This is a genomic window from Bacillus altitudinis 41KF2b, from assembly GCF_000691145.1.
Classification (GTDB): domain Bacteria; phylum Bacillota; class Bacilli; order Bacillales; family Bacillaceae; genus Bacillus; species Bacillus altitudinis.
This window is the reverse complement of record NZ_ASJC01000023.1, coordinates 1-16,126: the sequence shown is the minus strand read 5'-3', so window position 1 is coordinate 16,126 and position 16,126 is coordinate 1. Positions and strand designations below refer to the sequence as shown.

Annotated in this window: 14 protein-coding genes and 1 pseudogene; 5 read left to right on the top strand and 10 right to left on the bottom strand. The window is 42.0% G+C overall.

Features of this window, described 5'->3' with window-relative positions; all coding sequences use genetic code 11:
- The coding region (locus BA79_RS18505; RefSeq protein ID WP_248596558.1) for a T7SS effector LXG polymorphic toxin at nucleotides 1-484 on the bottom strand (484 nt) is incomplete at its 3' end.
- A 207-nt stretch (nucleotides 485-691) separates the two neighbouring features.
- Complete coding sequence (locus BA79_RS18500; protein ID WP_046527668.1) at nucleotides 692-1,111, bottom strand: MarR family winged helix-turn-helix transcriptional regulator; 420 nt, start codon at nucleotides 1,109-1,111, stop codon at nucleotides 692-694.
- A 170-nt stretch (nucleotides 1,112-1,281) separates the two neighbouring features.
- Between BA79_RS18500 and BA79_RS18495 the strand changes: the two are divergent.
- Nucleotides 1,282-2,854 (top strand): annotated as a pseudogene (locus BA79_RS18495) (MDR family MFS transporter).
- Here BA79_RS18495 and BA79_RS18490 read toward each other — a convergent pair.
- From BA79_RS18490 to BA79_RS18470, 5 genes are all read right to left on the bottom strand, one after another.
- Complete coding sequence (locus BA79_RS18490; protein WP_025207447.1) at nucleotides 2,848-3,717, bottom strand: class II fructose-bisphosphate aldolase; 870 nt, start codon at nucleotides 3,715-3,717, stop codon at nucleotides 2,848-2,850. The pseudogene BA79_RS18495 and the gene BA79_RS18490 overlap by 7 nt on opposite strands.
- Before the next feature lie 2 nt (nucleotides 3,718-3,719).
- Entirely contained in the window at nucleotides 3,720-4,178 is a 459-nt protein-coding gene (locus tag BA79_RS18485) for a PTS sugar transporter subunit IIA (protein WP_008343702.1), read from the bottom strand.
- 15 nt (nucleotides 4,179-4,193) lie between these two features.
- Nucleotides 4,194-5,609 (bottom strand): PTS fructose transporter subunit IIC, encoded by a 1,416-nt coding sequence (locus BA79_RS18480; RefSeq protein WP_035704496.1) that lies wholly within the window; start codon nucleotides 5,607-5,609, stop codon nucleotides 4,194-4,196.
- A 12-nt stretch (nucleotides 5,610-5,621) separates the two neighbouring features.
- On the bottom strand, nucleotides 5,622-6,536 hold the full coding sequence (gene pfkB, locus BA79_RS18475; protein WP_035704493.1) for a 1-phosphofructokinase: 915 nt from the start codon (nucleotides 6,534-6,536) through the stop codon (nucleotides 5,622-5,624).
- A 130-nt stretch (nucleotides 6,537-6,666) separates the two neighbouring features.
- On the bottom strand, nucleotides 6,667-7,443 hold the full coding sequence (locus BA79_RS18470) for a MurR/RpiR family transcriptional regulator (protein WP_007499235.1): 777 nt from the start codon (nucleotides 7,441-7,443) through the stop codon (nucleotides 6,667-6,669).
- Between the two features lie 160 nt (nucleotides 7,444-7,603).
- Here BA79_RS18470 and BA79_RS18465 point away from each other — a divergent pair, with 160 nt between their 5' ends.
- The gene (locus BA79_RS18465; protein WP_035704490.1) at nucleotides 7,604-9,010 is read left to right on the top strand and encodes a phospholipase D-like domain-containing protein; all 1,407 of its coding nucleotides are present in this window, start codon (nucleotides 7,604-7,606) and stop codon (nucleotides 9,008-9,010) included.
- 12 nt (nucleotides 9,011-9,022) lie between these two features.
- Here BA79_RS18465 and BA79_RS18460 read toward each other — a convergent pair whose 3' ends face one another.
- Genes BA79_RS18460 through BA79_RS18450 form a run of 3 tightly spaced genes read right to left on the bottom strand, consistent with a single transcriptional unit; the run spans nucleotide 9,023 to nucleotide 10,655 of the window.
- Entirely contained in the window at nucleotides 9,023-9,508 is a 486-nt protein-coding gene (locus tag BA79_RS18460) for a DMT family transporter (RefSeq protein WP_024718278.1), read from the bottom strand.
- A gap of 21 nt (nucleotides 9,509-9,529) precedes the next feature.
- Nucleotides 9,530-10,216, bottom strand: coding sequence for a Crp/Fnr family transcriptional regulator (locus BA79_RS18455; RefSeq protein WP_035704488.1), 687 nt, complete (start codon nucleotides 10,214-10,216; stop codon nucleotides 9,530-9,532).
- Between the two features lie 13 nt (nucleotides 10,217-10,229).
- Complete coding sequence (locus tag BA79_RS18450; protein WP_008343684.1) at nucleotides 10,230-10,655, bottom strand: DMT family transporter; 426 nt, start codon at nucleotides 10,653-10,655, stop codon at nucleotides 10,230-10,232.
- 212 nt (nucleotides 10,656-10,867) lie between these two features.
- Between BA79_RS18450 and BA79_RS18445 the strand changes: the two genes are divergently transcribed.
- From BA79_RS18445 to cysI, 3 genes are all read left to right on the top strand, one after another.
- Complete coding sequence (locus tag BA79_RS18445) at nucleotides 10,868-12,295, top strand: aldehyde dehydrogenase family protein (RefSeq protein WP_008343682.1); 1,428 nt, start codon at nucleotides 10,868-10,870, stop codon at nucleotides 12,293-12,295.
- Nucleotides 12,296-12,508: 213 nt separating this feature from the next.
- On the top strand, nucleotides 12,509-14,320 hold the full coding sequence (locus BA79_RS18440) for an assimilatory sulfite reductase (NADPH) flavoprotein subunit (RefSeq protein WP_035704485.1): 1,812 nt from the start codon (nucleotides 12,509-12,511) through the stop codon (nucleotides 14,318-14,320).
- Between the two features lie 33 nt (nucleotides 14,321-14,353).
- Nucleotides 14,354-16,072 carry an assimilatory sulfite reductase (NADPH) hemoprotein subunit gene (gene cysI / locus BA79_RS18435; protein ID WP_035704482.1) on the top strand — a complete coding sequence of 573 codons (1,719 nt, stop codon included), beginning with the start codon at nucleotides 14,354-14,356 and terminating at the stop codon, nucleotides 16,070-16,072.
- Nucleotides 16,073-16,126: the final 54 nt, after the last annotated feature.

Genomic DNA, 16,126 nt, shown 5'->3' with positions numbered 1-16,126 from the left:
AAGCATATTCATCTTTTAGATTTTGATCAAGCTCTATTAAATCTTTTACTGTCTTTTTTCGTTCATCTTCCGCATCTTCGATCTTTTCATCAAAGGTTTGGCTATCAAATACCTTCAGTGAAATGAGGTCATCAATATCTTGAAAAATCGTTTTGAGTGCCTTTTTTTGATCTTTTACAATGCTTTTAGCATTTTTTATACCCATATGGACAGCATTCTCTAAAAAGTGTTCTTCTACGAAGGTATCGCCGCCAAAGCTCGTATCATCAAGTGTCCCAGAAACACCTTCATGAAAGGCTTTTTGTTTATCAATGAAGCTGATAAACATGTCCACATTTCCGGCGAGTTCTTTATAGAAGCTTTTAATGTTATCGGCACCTTTTCCAGTGAAGTCGTCACCGAGGTTGGCAACACCTTGTAATGCCTTTTTTAAATCTATCATTTGTTCGCGGAGTTCCTGATAGTGTTTTGCCCTTGTATCCATGGCACTGGTTAGTGCTTTTGCATCAAGTATCTTGCCCAGAAGAATTCACTCCTTCCTATTCATTGACGAGGTCAATTTTACCAACACGAAGTTTGTCATTAAATAGGAATATAGATACAAAAACAGTACTTAATATGTAAATGATCAGAAGCATATCCTCACTATTTTATTTTTCAAAGAAAAGCACTCCCTTAACATTATGCTCTCTTAAGACTTAGACTTAAGCAATTGTAGCTCTTGGTCCATAATATCTGCTGCTTCGTTAATAAATTGAATGATCAAGTCTAAATCTTCTCGTTTGTATTCGTTTGTGAGCTGTTTAGTTGATGCCGATAAAGATTGAAAGAGTTCCTTCACTTGTGATTTCCCAGCCGTTAATGGAACAATGATGACCCTTCGCTTGTCTTTTGGGTCCTTCTCCCTTTTGACGTAACCTGCTTTTTCTAACCGGTCAATGAGAGCGGTGACCGCACCTGAGCTGAGACCGGTTTTTTCACTTAATTCACCTGCTGTGAGTGGTCCAAGTTCGTTTAACAAATCTGCTGATTTGAGATCTGTTGGGAAAAGGCCGAGCGATTGAGCGGCTGCTTGGTGAAATAGGACTGTTCGTGTAGCAAGGCGTCTCATCGTATGAATGATCAGGTCTGCTTTGTCTTCTGCGTCGTTCTTTATTGACAACTTGTTCTCCTCCCTTTAAAATCAATTTATCTTGATCATCAAGATAAATGTTCTCTTACTTTATAATTAACTTGATCATAGCAAAAAAGTGAAGAGAACGTAAGCAGGAGGTAAATGAAATGAATAACGTGGATCATAAAGGCAAGGCATCCACTCGCTTTGTTGTCATCGGTTTGCTGTTAGGGATTTTTATGGCAGCGATGGACAACACCATTGTCGCAACAGCAATGGGAAGCATCGTCGCCGATTTGGGCAGTTTTGATAAATTTGCTTGGGTGACTGCTTCTTACATGGTGGCAGTGATGGCCGGTATGCCGATTTATGGAAAGCTTTCAGATATGTATGGTCGAAAGCGTTTTTTTCTGTTTGGACTTATTTTCTTTTTAATTGGATCTGCGCTGTGCGGCATCGCACAAACAATGGATCAGCTCATTATTTACCGTGCGATTCAAGGACTTGGAGGCGGTGCTCTTCTTCCGATCGCTTTCACAATTATCTTTGATATCTTCCCGCCAGAAAAGCGCGGGAAAATGTCCGGTATGTTTGGTGCAGTTTTTGGTCTATCCAGTGTATTAGGCCCGCTGTTAGGAGCGATTATTACGGATTCGATCGGCTGGCATTGGGTGTTTTATATTAACGTACCAATCGGTATTGTCAGTGTGTTCTTGATCGCCAAATTTTATCAAGAATCGCTCGAGCACCGCAAGCAGAAAATTGACTGGTCAGGTGCCATTACACTTGTCGTTGCGGTTGTCAGTTTAATGTTCGCCCTTGAGCTTGGCGGTAAATCGTATGCATGGGATTCTGTTCAAATCTTGACACTATTTGCTGTGTTTGTTGTCTTTGGCACCATCTTCTTCATTGTTGAACGAAAGGCCGAAGAACCGATTATTTCTTTTTGGATGTTTAAAAATCGTTTGTTTGCGACATCTCAAATTTTGGCGTTTTTATATGGCGGGACGTTTATTATTCTAGCTGTCTTTATTCCTATCTTCGTCCAGGCAGTGTACGGTGAATCTGCAACAAGTGCCGGGTTCATTTTAACACCGATGATGATTGGGTCCGTGATTGGCAGTATGATTGGCGGAACGATGCAGACGAAAGTACCTTTTAGACGATTAATGACCATCTCTGTGATTTCATTTTTTGCTGGGATGCTGCTGCTTGCCAATATGTCGCCTGATACAGCAAGATTGTGGCTTACGCTCTTTATGATGATTTCAGGTTTTGGCGTTGGATTTAGCTTCTCCCTTCTACCATCTGCTTCAATGAATGATCTCTCTCCGCGCTACCGCGGCAGTGCTAATTCTACCAATTCATTCATGAGATCACTTGGGATGACTTTAGGCGTGACGATTTTTGGAACGATTCAAACCAATGTCCTGACAAATCGTTTAGCAGATGCTTTTAGCGGAATGAAAGGAGCTTCTTCTCAAGTTGGTGACCCACAAGCCATTTTCCAAGAGGGGGCACGCTCACAAATTCCGCCTGATATTTTAAATAAAGTGATTGATGCGATGTCACAAAGTATTACGTATGTATTTATGATTGCTTTATTCCCGATTGCACTTGCGGCGATTACGGTCGTATTTATGGGAAATGCACGAGTACGTACATCAAATGAAATGAAAGAAAGCGAATAATGTAAAAAAAAGCAGAGCGATGCGGCTCTGCTTTTTTTCATCTTATTGATATAAAAGTTGGGCTTTTCCTTCACTGCCAACGATCTTTATTTTAGATGTGACCATGTCTTTGGCTGCTTGTTTTGCTTTTTGTAAATACATACGCGGATCTAAGCTTTCAGGTTCGTTTGAGAAATGATCACGAATCGCTTCAGAGTATGCATTTTTCAGTTCAGTGGACACATTGACCTTTGCCATACCGAGTGCGACACATCTTTTGACATCCTCATCTGGTACAGCTGAACCACCATGAAGGACAAGCGGTACATCGACAAGCGCTGCAATTTGTTCAATGCGGTCAAAGTCGATATCCGGCACCCCTTTATAGATGCCGTGGGCCGTGCCGATCGCAGGTGCTAAAGTAGGTACACTAGTTTCTTCTACAAATTGACGGCATTCTGATGGAATGGCTTTTTGAGCATCCTTTTCATCCACGACAATATCATCTTCTACCCCGCCTACCTTGCCTAACTCGGCTTCTACATTCACACCTACTTTTAAGGCAAGGTCCACCACTTCTTTTGTGCGGCGTACATTTTCTTCATATGAATGCATGGAAGCATCGATCATCACGGATGTATATCCCGCTCGTATACAAGTAAGAATCACATCAAAATCAGTGCAATGATCGAGATGAAGGCCGATTGGTATTTGGTATTGATCCGCTGCCGCCTTTACTGTATCTGCAATGGCTTTTGCGCCAAGCGATTGGACCGTGCCAACCGTTGTTTGCAAAATGACAGGTGATTTTAATTCAGCTGCCGTTTCGAGTACCCAGTAAATACTATCAAAGGAATGTACATTGAATGCGACAATTCCGTATTTTTCTTTTTTTGCTGCTTCAAGCATAGGTGTTGTGGAAAGTAAAGGCATGGTCAAACATCCTCTCTCGTCAAAATATCTGTTTTTAATACAGCGAGCATTTCTTCATTTGTTCTTGTTTCGAGCAGTTTTTGCCGTTTCATTTCATCCATTAATCCGCGTGAAAGAGCAGAAAGTGCTTGTAAGTGAGTGGTTCCTGCTTCACTTTTTGGAATGAGCAAGGATAAGAAGAAAAAGCAAGGCTTCCCATCAAAAGCGTCCCATTCGATTCCGGTTTCTGTACGGACGATGACGAGTGCCGGTTTTGTGATGGCGTCTGACTGTGTATGCGGAATGGCAAATCCATCTTGAAAGCCGGTTGTACTCAGAGCTTCTCTTTCAGCTAGTCCTTTTTTGACTGCCTCAGGAGATGTACAAATCCCTGCTTCAGAGGCAATGTCAGCTATGGCTGCGAAAACGCCAGCCTGTGAAGAAGCTGTTTCATGTAGATTCATATAAATATGTTCCATCATTTCTCTTCCTCCCTATTAAACTGCGGGTTTGTCTATTTTCTTGCGGTAAAGTCCGTATAGAATCGCACCTACAAGTGAGCCGATGAGTATGGAAAGCACCCACTGAAATGCGCCTGTGACGACTGGAAGGACAAGGAATCCACCGTGCGGAGCAGGAACTTGTACGCCAAAGAGATACGTCAATATAGCAGAGATGGCGGAACCAAACATGATAATTGGCAGGACAACGACTGGGTTTTTGGCTGCAAATGGAATGGCTCCTTCGGTAATATGAGTCGCTCCGAGAATATAGTTGATCATCCCAGCATTTCGTTCTTGTGGTGTGAAATGTTTTCGGAAAATCGTTGTGGCAATCGCAATGATAAGCGGCGGTGTGATACATGCTGCTGACACCCCTGCCATGAAGTAAAGGTTACCTTCTGCGAGTAAAGCCGTTCCTGTGACATAGGCTGCTTTGTTAAAAGGTCCTCCCATATCAAATCCACACATGGCTCCAACAATTAAACCTAAAAGCAATGGATTTGTGGATTGAACTGATGAGAGAAAATCCATTAATGAATGATTTAGCCCTGTGATTGGAACTAATAGCGGGGTCATGACAGCCCCAATTAAGAAAATACCGATAACAGGATAGATGAAAATTGATTTTAATCCGTCAAGTGATGCTGGTAATTTTTGAAGCAGGAATTGAAGAAGTACGATGATATACCCTGCTGCAAAACCTGCGATAATACCACCTAAGAATCCAGCGCCTCCATCGTTTGCAAGCAAGCCACCGATAAATCCGACAACCATCCCTGGGCGTTTCGCGATTGAATCAGCGATAAATGCTGCTAAAATAGGCACCATTAAGCTAAAGCCGAGTCCGCCAATGTTTTTCAAGTAGGCAGCAAACGGATGATACGTTTCATGCTGAGGATCAGCTGAGTAAATACCGAATAGAAAAGATAAAGCAATTAAGACCCCGCCCCCAACAACAAATGGAAGCATGTGTGATACACCGTTCATTAAATGCTTATAGATGGTGTGTATCCACTTATTCGCTGACTTTTGTTGAGCTAATGAAGGCGCAGATGGTTTTTCTGTTCCAGAAGCTCTTCCTTTCACTTGATGAACGGGGGCTTCTCCATTGATAATGCCTTGAATCAGTTCATTTGGTGTGCGGATACCCTTTGCTACAGGCACTTCAATGAGTGGTTTGCCGTGAAAACGATCTGTATTCACATCTTTGTCCGCTGCAACAATAACGCCATCTGCTTCCAAAATGTCTTGATCAGTTAAAGCGTTTTCAATTCCTACTTGACCATGCGTTTCAACTTTGATGTCGACCCCTAATTGCTCAGCTGCGATTTTTAATGCCTCAGCTGCCATAAATGTATGCGCAATGCCTGTTGGACAGCCAGTGGCAGCGACAATTTTCTTGCGGCTCATGTGAACTCCCCCTTATATGTTCTGAATGTGTATTTGCTCAATTAATGAATCAATGTCATGTAAATCACTTAACCCTTTTGAAAAGGCGGTAGATGCCCCTGTTGCAATGCCGTAGCGTAAGCATTCTTCATGAGGTTGTCCTTCCAGCTGTTTACTTAGGAATGCAGCGAGCATGGCATCACCAGAACAAGCCGTGTTTACGACCGTTCCTATTGGTGCATTTCCTTTTAATACGGCTTCGTTTGTAAGGAATAGAGCTCCTTCCCCTCCTCGGGAAATGAGTACTTGCTCTGCACCCATCTCGATCAGCTTTCGCCCTGATTCAACGAGTTCTGTTTCTGATAATCGATGGGTTTTTCCAAAAAATGCGGCCATTTCTTCTTCATTTGGTTTTAGTAAATATGGTTTGTATTGAAGTGTTTCTAAAGCTGCTTTAGAGCTTGTGTCTAAAATAAATTTCACGTTGTTTTGATGACAAATAGCGGCTATCTCTGAGAAAATGCTGGCAGGGACGCCTTTAGGTAGACTACCTGACATAATGAAGATGCTGCCTTTTGGAATGGTCGAGATTTTTTGGCGAAAGGCATCAAGCGCTTTTGCCTCTATAGCGGGTCCTTGATTCACAAGCTTGTATTCTTCCGTTGTGTTAATAAATACATTAATGCGTGTAATCCCATCCACTGGGATAAAATCGGTTTGAATGGAGAGATCGTTTAACGATTGTTCAATATATGAACCTGAAAACCCAGCAATAAATCCTAATGCAGTGCTGGTGAAGCCATATTTCTTTAGCATAATGGACACATTAACACCTTTTCCGTTCGGCTGATAATCCTCATCTTCCGTGCGGTTGACTGTATCTGCCCGCATTTCTTTTAATGCAATATATAGGTCAATAGCAGGATTTAAGGTGCAGGTATAAATCAATTGGTTTCACCTTCTTTCTTTTCTCTAAAGAAAGTATCTCATACGATTCAGTGAAAATGTTTTCAGATTGTGTAAAGGTTTTCACGGTAAAAAGCCTCCCATCATGAAGTGTGGAAGGCTTTTTGAGTGTTTATTTCATCCGAATCACATAGGCGTCTAGTAAAATGCGGGCAATGACATGAAGAGACAGGCGGGACCTGACTTCGTAATCTGGGAAGAATGATTGTTCCCCTTTATATCCGACGAGTGTCATATCTGATATTTTACTTAATGTAGAATCAATTCTAGTTGTGACAGTAATGGTCGTGACTTGCTTCATACTGAGGTTTTGGCAGGCTTCTACTAGTTCCGACGTTTCTCCATTTAATGAGACAAAGATGGCAAGTTCGTTTTTATCAATGTCACGCGATTTGAGCCGAATGATATTCGGGTCGTCATGAACTTCACATGTTTTTCCGATGAGCTGCAATTTGATGGTCATCTCTTTGGCGATCATCTCTGAGAAGCCTCTGCCAAAAATATAAATTTTGTCCGCATCGTGGATTTTTTGAACTGCATCCTCAATTTGCCCAATACTCTGCAGTTGAATCGTCTTTAAGACCTCTTCTTCATTTTTTCGAATGGCTAGTTTGATGTCTTCGTCAATATTTTTTAGTTGATCACTATCATCTGTCATTTTCTTTTCTTGTTTCAATCGATATTTAAAGGATGTATAGCCATTGTATCCGATTTTCTTCATCAGTCTGACGATGGTCGCTGTCGACACGTTGGCTCTTTCACTTAATGTGACGATGGATAAGGTGGAGATATCCTCTAAATGCTGGTGAATATAATGCAGTAAATAACGTTCTGTTTCACTTAACGTTTGATACACATCACTTGGTATGTTAAATAATGGTTCATTCAATGCGATTCCCCCTTACTCATTTCATACTATAATTAAATGCCCTATGAAAACAAGGTGATTCTTTTATCCTGTATTTTTCATTAGAAAGCTGAATGAGTGAAATTTTGTTTTTAACATAAGCTAAGAAAAAGAACGGTTTGTGTGAAAGGAGTTGATCACTGTGCTTCAATTCTTGTTTTTTCTGATCCTTTTATATGTGGTGTATGTATTTTTGACCGCATTTGTCTTGTTTTATTTACCGTTTCAAAAAACATGTAAAGAACATTGCATCTATAAAGCCTCTTCCATCTCAGGAGACGACCAAGGCATAAATCAAGTCATGCTGCTTGATGATGGGTTTGAATCAGGTCAAGTGAGAGTTCAAATGATTCGCGAGGCTAAAAAGAACATTCGTTTGAGTTATTATTCCATTCAAAAAGGAAAAACCGCCGAATGGGTGCTTGGTGCTTTAATTGAAGCGGCTGATCGAGGAGTAAAAGTTCAGCTGTTGTTAGATGGCATTTGCCATAGCCTGCGTGGACCGCTGAAGCATTTGCGTTACGCTGTGGCGAATCACCCGAATATGGCCATTCGTTTTTATGAGCCTTTTCGTTTGTTCAAGCCATGGACGTGGCATAACCGCCTTCACGATAAGCTTCTTTTGGCAGATGGCAGGGTCGCTGTCATGGGCGGCAGAAATATTGGTGATAAATACTTTGCAGATCAGCCCCCGAAAGACTTTGCGTATGACCGAGATGTGCTGCTGTACAACGCCAAAAGGGGAAAAGTATTAGATGAAATGGAGCAGTATTTCGTTTATTTGTGGAATCATGATTTTACGAAAAGAACGAAAGATGTATTTTCCAAGGCAAAAGCGAAAAAAGGAAAAAAGCTAAGAAAACAGCTGCTAAGATCTTATCAGGAAGCCATTCGTACAAAAGAACCCTTTGTCACGTCCACATATGATTGGGCAAAAGACGCCATTCGTGCAAAACAGATTGCATTTTTCACAAATCCAGTGGAACGCTTAAATAAACGTCCGCTCGTCTTGAAAAAGTTAAACGATCTCGCACAGCGGTCAAAGCGTTCGGTTCTGATCCAGACGCCTTATGTCATACCGACACGGCCAATGAAAGACGGACTCACGCCATTACCAAGTGATATTCAAACGACGATCGTGACGAATTCTCTTACAGCGACACCAAACCCTTTAGCATTTGCAGGATATTTAAGCACGAAAAAGGAACTCATGAAAACGGGTGTTCATTTGTATGAATATCAAGGGCCGTATTCAATTCACGCCAAATCAATGGTCATTGATGATAACTTAAGTATTATTGGAACATATAATCTAGATGCAAGATCCAGCTTTTTAAATACTGAATCGATTTTGGTGATTGATAGTGCACCATTTGCGTTATCTCTTACGGAAGCAATCGAACGAAAAATCGCTTATAGTGTTCTCGTAGCGAAAGATCGAACAGAATATAAAGCAAGCGACTATGGACAGAAAAAAAAGCCTTTCATGAAAAGGCTCCTTTTAACTGGTTTATCTACCATAACGGTTTTATGGCGGCGGTTGATTTAAATAAAAGGGTAGCTACTTTTGTGGCAGCCCTTTTTCTCTTGACTGCTCCTCTTCTACTGGTTCAAGCTTGGTTAACTTAAATACGAGGATTCCAGCCACAATGACAAGTACACCTAATAATTTTGTAAAAGAAAATGTTACTTTTTCTAACCCAAGCCAGCCAAGCGAATCAAATAGAAGCGCACAACCTAGCTGGGAGGTGAGAACAATCGAGATTCCATAAGTGGGACCGAGACGTTTGATGCTCTGAACAAGACAGATGACAACGCCTACCCCGATGGCTCCGCTTATCCAGTACCAGGCTTCCATATGCCTTAATTGAAACATGCCGGTTCCTTCTAACAAAAGACCCATCAAAAGTGAAGCAATAAAGCCCATTCCTAGAACTAGCGTCGTTGTTGACCAAGAGCCTGTATGCTCATTAACTTTACTATTAAAAATGGTTTGTAAGCTGACAAGTGCCCCAGCAGTGACAGCTAATATTATTCCTATGATCATATATAAGTCCCTTCGTTTCTTCTATTCATAAATGTTGTGTTCTGCTATTTCTAAAAGCCCTTTTTGATCACAAATCGTAATCTTTCCTCTTCGCCTTTCAATCAGCCCTTTTTCTTGGAACTGCTGAATGACCCGATTAATATGGCGGTAGCTTGTTCCAATTAAGCTCGCTGCATCCGTGAGGCGAAGCGGCCGTGCGTGCGCGTCATCATCACCTGTTAAAACAGACAATAAATAGCTTGCAAGCCTGACCTCTACAGGGTATAAAAGGTGGAAGCTTAAATCATTTGATTTTGTATAAAATTTGTTTGTGATGCCCTTGAGCAAAAAGGTTAAAACTCGTGGATCGTCCTTTGCATGCCGCATGAGGGCTTGATGAGAAATCCTGAGCATATGTACTTCTGTAACGGCTTCAACTGTATTGACCATATCTGTCTGCTGAACGTATTCAATATCTCCAATCGCTTCAAGTGGGTTTTTAAAGCAAAGAATAAATGTTTTTCCTTCCTTTGTGGTGGTGAAAATCTTTAATTTTCCTTTCACCAGCAAGTACATATACTCCCTTTTATCCCCTTTTGAACAAATCAGCTCACCTTGCTGATAGCGCCACAAGCTCACATGTGAGATGAGTTTTTGATGAAAGACATTCTGTAACTGATGCGTCTTCATATAAGAGGAAAAAAGAGATTCATCATGCAGCTCCTCCATCTGATGCCCTCCTTTATAGTTTTAAGATGATGACGCCTGCAATCATTAAAAAGATGCCTGCATAATGGGGCCATTTCATTTTTTTCTTCTGAACACCAAACCATCCTTTTGCATCGATGGCAAAGGTAAACGCAAGCTGTGCGATAAGTAAAGCAGCGATGGTGAGTGTCACACCAATGATTTGAATGGCAGTGACCTCATTAAAGATAATAATGGCTGCAAATGCACCTCCAATTAAATAAAGAGGCTGCACTTTTTTGTATTCCTTAAAGTGGCCATCCCGTACGATGAGTAAAATGACGAGAGAGATGATAAACCCTGTCAGCTGCGTGATCGTTGCCGCCTGCCACGTCCCGATATCTTGACTAATTCTGGCGTTGGCTACGCCTTGCAGTGTAATACAAGCGCCTCCTAATAATGCGAAAATAACACCTTTCATTCGTTCAAAAGCTCCTTCTTTTTTCAGTCTAGTTCCATTAAATGATAGATGCCCTCATGTTGAAAAGGACATATGTCCCACTTTGCGTATTATATCAGAAACTTTTTCTTATGCAGTTTCTCTGTTTTAGATTTTTCACAGTGGGTACAGTTTTATATCAGCTGAAAACAAAATAATGGATTGAATCACACATAAAAAGGAGACATGTCAGAATGAGAAATCAAGAGAAACACTTTATTAATGGAGAATGGGTCGCATCAACAGGAAACGAAACGACGGAGGTCATTAACCCTGCGACAGAGGAAGTCATTGGCACCATTAGTTTAGGAACGAAAGAAGATTTAGATAAGGCAGTCAAAGCAGCCCGAGCCGCCTTCCCTTCTTTCTCAAAAACATCTCGAAATGAACGAGTAGAAATGCTGGAAAACATTGTGCGCGGGTACGAAAAACGCAAGGATGAACTTGTAGAAGTGATGACAAAAGAGCTTGGTGCACCGCTGAAAGTGTCCGAAGAAGTTCATTACAAAATGGGTTATGAACATTTTTCTAAAGCAGCGGAAGCACTGAAATCTTATACATTTACCGAAGATCGTGGTGGACATACGATTATAAAAGAGGCGATTGGTGTCAGTGGATTAATTACACCGTGGAACTTCCCGACGAATCAGACATCTCTTAAAATTGCGGGTGCCATTGCGGCAGGTTCACCAGTTGTCTTAAAGCCAGCGGAAATTACCCCTTTTGCTGCGATGATTCTTGCAGAAATTATTGATGAAGCAGGTGTACCGAAAGGAGTCTTCAACTTAGTAAACGGAACGGGTGACGTGATTGGCGACGGCATTAGCTCACACCCTGATATTGACTTCGTTTCATTTACAGGATCAGGTGCCGTCGGCTCGAAAATTATGGAAAACGCAGCAGACAATGTGAAGAAAGTAGCACTTGAGCTTGGCGGAAAATCCCCTCTTATCGTCTTAGACGATGCAGATGTGGACGAAGCAGCAGAAACAGCCATTCATCATATTGCAATGAATACAGGTCAAGTGTGTTCTGCAGCTACACGTGTGCTGATTCCAGAATCAATGAAAGACAAGTTTGAAAAAGCGCTGCTGAACGCCCTGCCGAAGTTTACAGTTGGTGATCCAAGAGAAGATCACGCTACTGGCCCGCTTGTTTCTAAAAAGCAGTGGGATACGGTGCAATCTTATATTGAAAAAGGAATCGAAGAAGGTGCTACCCTTCTTGCTGGGGGAACTGGAAAGCCAGACGGAATCGATAAAGGATATTTCGCCAAGCATACCATTTTCACCAATGTGAAAAATGATATGACCATTGCGCAAGAAGAAATCTTTGGGCCAGTCATGAGTGTGATCACGTATCAAGACCTCGATCATGCCCTTGAGATCGCCAACGATACAGTGTATGGTCTTGCCGGCTATGTTGTTGGTCAAGATGAAAAAACATTAAAATATGTCGCTGAACATATTCGTGCCGGTCAAATCACCATTAACAATGCAGAAACAGATTACTTTGCCCCATTTGGAGGCTTTAAGCAATCAGGTATCGGAAGAGAATGGGGAGACTTCGGTATCGAGGAATATTTAGAAGTGAAAGCTGTGATGGGACTTCCAACGGCGTAAGTCAGGCGAAAAAGAGGAAAACGGTGATCCGTTTTCCTTTTTTTGTGCCCTCTCCCCTATTCATCCGTGTTTTGTCATTAGAAATCTTAATCATGACAATCAATATTATATATTTTACTTAATGGCAAACTTTCGGTAAAGTTCAAATTAAACCTATATATATAATTCCTATCGAATTAATCTATGTTTATATTCCTTGTGAGGTGGATATTGTTGCAACTTCATGTATTGAACAGTCCGTTTAGCCAGGAGCAGGCAGAGTTACTCAATCAGCTGCTTCCGACTTTAACAGATCAGCAAAAAATTTGGCTTACTGGTTATTTATCAGCGCAGGCAGCGCTTGCCGGCTCAGAAGCTGTCACTTCGGCGCCTTCTGCCGCAGCACCTGTCCAGCCTGTGAGCAAAGATGTGACCGTGCTTTATGGGTCGCAAACAGGCAATTCCGAAGGGTTAGCAAAAAAGACAGCCCAGCATCTTGAAGAGAAAGGCTTTCAAGTGACGCTCTCTTCTATGTCCGATTTTAAACCGAATAATCTGAAAAAAATAAACAATTTACTGGTCATTGTCAGCACACATGGCGAAGGAGATCCGCCGGATAATGCCCTTTCGTTCCATGAATATGTTCACGGCAGACGTGCGCCAAAGCTCGATCATTTAAGCTTTTCTGTCCTTTCATTAGGTGACAGCTCATACGAATTCTTCTGTCAGACAGGAAAAGAATTTGATGAACGCTTCGAAGAACTTGGCGGTACTCGCCTGTTTGACCGAGTGGATTGTGACCTTGATTATGATGAGCCGTTTTCAGAATGGCTTCAAGGCGTTTCCTCTTCTTTGAGTGAAGGTGAAGCTGTATCACTGCCGCAAGAATCAGCGGGAGCCAACAATCAAGCCGTTTCTGAATATTCAAGAACGAATCCTTTTTATGCTGAAGTTCTTGAAAATATCAACCTAAATGGGCGTGGATCTAATAAAGAAACACGTCACTTAGAGCTTTCTCTTGAAGGATCGGGCCTCGTGTATGAGCCAGGTGACAGCCTTGGCATTTACCCGACAAATGATCCTGCACTTGTCGATGAACTGATTCAAACATGCGGATGGAATGAAGAAGAAGCCGTCACCGTTCATAAAAACGGAGACACTCTTCCTTTAAAAGAAGCACTCACCTCGCATTTTGAGATCACGGTTTTAACAAAACCACTTCTTCAAAAGATCGCTGCACTGACAAAAAGTGAATCCTTGCATGCCCTTTTAGAAGAAGGAAACGAAGAAAAACTGAAAGAATATATCGCAGGCCGGGACCTAGTAGATGCGGCTCGTGATTTCGGTCCTTTTGAAGGAACCGCCGCAGAATTCACGTCCATTTTAAGAAAAATCCCTGCACGCCTTTATTCCATTGCAAGCAGTCTCAAAGCAAATGACGAAGAGGTTCATTTGACGATAGGGGCTGTCAGATATGATGCGCATGGCAGAGAACGCCAAGGTGTCTGTTCGATTTTATGTGCAGAGCGCCTGCAGCCAGGTGATACGTTACCTGTTTATATTCAGCACAACCAAAACTTTAAGCTTCCTCAAGATCCAGATACACCGATCATTATGGTAGGACCAGGCACAGGCATCGCCCCTTTCCGTTCATTTATGCAGGAGCGTGAGGAAATGGGTGCAAACGGAAAGTCATGGTTATTCTTCGGTGATCAGCATTTTGTGACGGATTTCTTATACCAAACGGAATGGCAAAAGTGGTTAAAGGATGGCGTCTTAACGAAAATGGACGTGGCTTTTTCAAGAGATACTGAGGAAAAAGTATATGTCCAGCACCAAATGAAGAAACAAAGCAAAGAATTATTTGAATGGCTTGAGCAAGGTGCTTACGTGTATATTTGCGGAGATGAAAAGCATATGGCGCATGATGTCCACAATACCCTTCTATCCATCATTCAAGAAGAAGGTGCGATGAGCAAAGAAAAAGCAGAAAGCTATCTTGCCAACTTACAGCAACAAAAACGCTATCAGCGTGACGTTTATTGATTTGATGCTTGAAAGAAAGGAGCTTTTACTTACATGGTGAAGACAGCATTAACAGCGCCGGATGGACCTCCGAGCGACGTAGAGGAAATCAAAGAAAAAAGTGATTATTTACGGGGTACGTTAAAAGAAGTGATGCTTGATCCGATCTCAGCGGGAATTCCGGATGATGACAACCGACTGATGAAGCATCACGGCAGCTACTTACAAGATGATCGTGATCTGAGAAATGAACGACAAAAACAAAAGCTTGAGCCTGCCTATCAATTTATGTTGCGTGTCCGTCTGCCTGGCGGAATCGCCACATCTAAGCAGTGGCTTGTGATGGATGAGCTTGCTCACAAATACGGAAACGGTACGTTAAAGCTGACTACTCGTGAAACCTTTCAGCTTCACGGTATTTTAAAATGGAATATGAAAAAGACCATTCAAGACATTCATTCTACTATGCTTGATACGATCGCAGCTTGCGGCGATGTGAACCGGAATGTCATGTGTACATCGAATCCTTATCAATCTGAAGTGCATCATGACGTGTACGAGCTGGCAAAAAAATTAAGTGATGACTTACTTCCACAAACAAGAGCCTATCATGAGATTTGGCTTGATGAGGAAAAGGTAGCAGCAACACCTGACACTGAGGTTGAACCGATGTATGGTCCGCTTTATTTGCCAAGGAAATTCAAAATTGGCGTGGCCGTCCCTCCTGCTAATGACATTGATGTTTTTTCGCAGGATCTAGGCTTCATTGCCATTATAGAAAACGATCAACTGGTCGGTTTTAATGTCGCAATTGGCGGCGGAATGGGTATGACGCATGGTGATACAGCGACTTATCCGCAGCTTGCAAAGGTCATCGGCTTTTGTACACCTGAACAAGTCGTAGAAATTGCCAAACAAGTCATCACCATTCAACGTGACTACGGAAACCGTTCCGTCCGAAAAAATGCCCGCTTTAAATATACGGTGGACCGCCTTGGTCTTGAGAATGTAAAAGAAGAACTTGAGCGCCGTCTTGGGTTTACTCTTTTAGAGGCAAAGGACTATCACTTTGATCATAACGGTGACCGTTATGGCTGGGTAAAAGGCATTAATGGCAGATGGCATTATACGATGTTTGTAGAAGGCGGACGCATCACAGATTATAATGATTATCCGCTGATGACAGGCATCCGTGAAATTGCCAAGGTGCATACGGGTGACTTCCGTCTAACCGCCAATCAGAATTTAATCATTGGGAATGTGACAACTCATAAAAAGAAACAAATCGAACAGCTCATTCAGAAGTTTGGTTTATCAGACGGCCAGCAGCATTCTGCCCTGCGCCGCAGCTCAATGGCTTGTGTCTCTTTGCCAACTTGCGGTTTAGCGATGGCTGAAGCAGAGCGCTACCTTCCACGATTGATTGATAAAATCGAAGACATCGTGGAAGAAAACGGATTAAGTGATAAAGAAATCACCATTCGAATGACTGGTTGTCCAAATGGTTGTGCTCGTCATGCGCTTGGAGAGATTGGATTTATCGGAAAATCACCTGGTAAGTATAATATGTATCTTGGTGCCGCATTTGATGGCAGCAGATTAAGTAAATTATACCGTGAAAATGTGGGTGAGGAAGACATTCTAAAAGAACTTGGCTCTATTCTCCCCCGCTACGCAAAAGAACGAGAAGAACATGAACATTTCGGCGATTTTGTCATTCGTGCAGGGATTGTGAAAGAGACAACAGATGGAACGAATTTTCATGTGCAATAAAAAGAGACAGGAATTATCCTGTCTTCAGATTGTAGAGAAACTCATGTTTTTCTA

Excerpts from the sequence above, each read along its gene's own strand:
- BA79_RS18480 (WP_035704496.1), bottom strand. The coding sequence starts at position 5,609 with ATGAGCCGCAAGAAAATTGTCGCTGCCACTGGCTGTCCAACAGGCATT.
- BA79_RS18490 (WP_025207447.1), bottom strand. The coding sequence starts at position 3,717 with ATGCCTTTACTTTCCACAACACCTATGCTTGAAGCAGCAAAAAAAGAA.
- BA79_RS18500 (WP_046527668.1), bottom strand. The coding sequence starts at position 1,111 with ATGAGACGCCTTGCTACACGAACAGTCCTATTTCACCAAGCAGCCGCT.
- BA79_RS18455 (WP_035704488.1), bottom strand. The coding sequence starts at position 10,216 with ATGGAGGAGCTGCATGATGAATCTCTTTTTTCCTCTTATATGAAGACG.
- BA79_RS18460 (WP_024718278.1), bottom strand. The coding sequence starts at position 9,508 with ATGATCATAGGAATAATATTAGCTGTCACTGCTGGGGCACTTGTCAGC.
- BA79_RS18445 (WP_008343682.1), top strand. The coding sequence starts at position 10,868 with ATGAGAAATCAAGAGAAACACTTTATTAATGGAGAATGGGTCGCATCA.
- BA79_RS18485 (WP_008343702.1), bottom strand. The coding sequence starts at position 4,178 with ATGATGGAACATATTTATATGAATCTACATGAAACAGCTTCTTCACAG.
- BA79_RS18450 (WP_008343684.1), bottom strand. The coding sequence starts at position 10,655 with ATGAAAGGTGTTATTTTCGCATTATTAGGAGGCGCTTGTATTACACTG.
- cysI (WP_035704482.1), top strand. The coding sequence starts at position 14,354 with ATGGTGAAGACAGCATTAACAGCGCCGGATGGACCTCCGAGCGACGTA.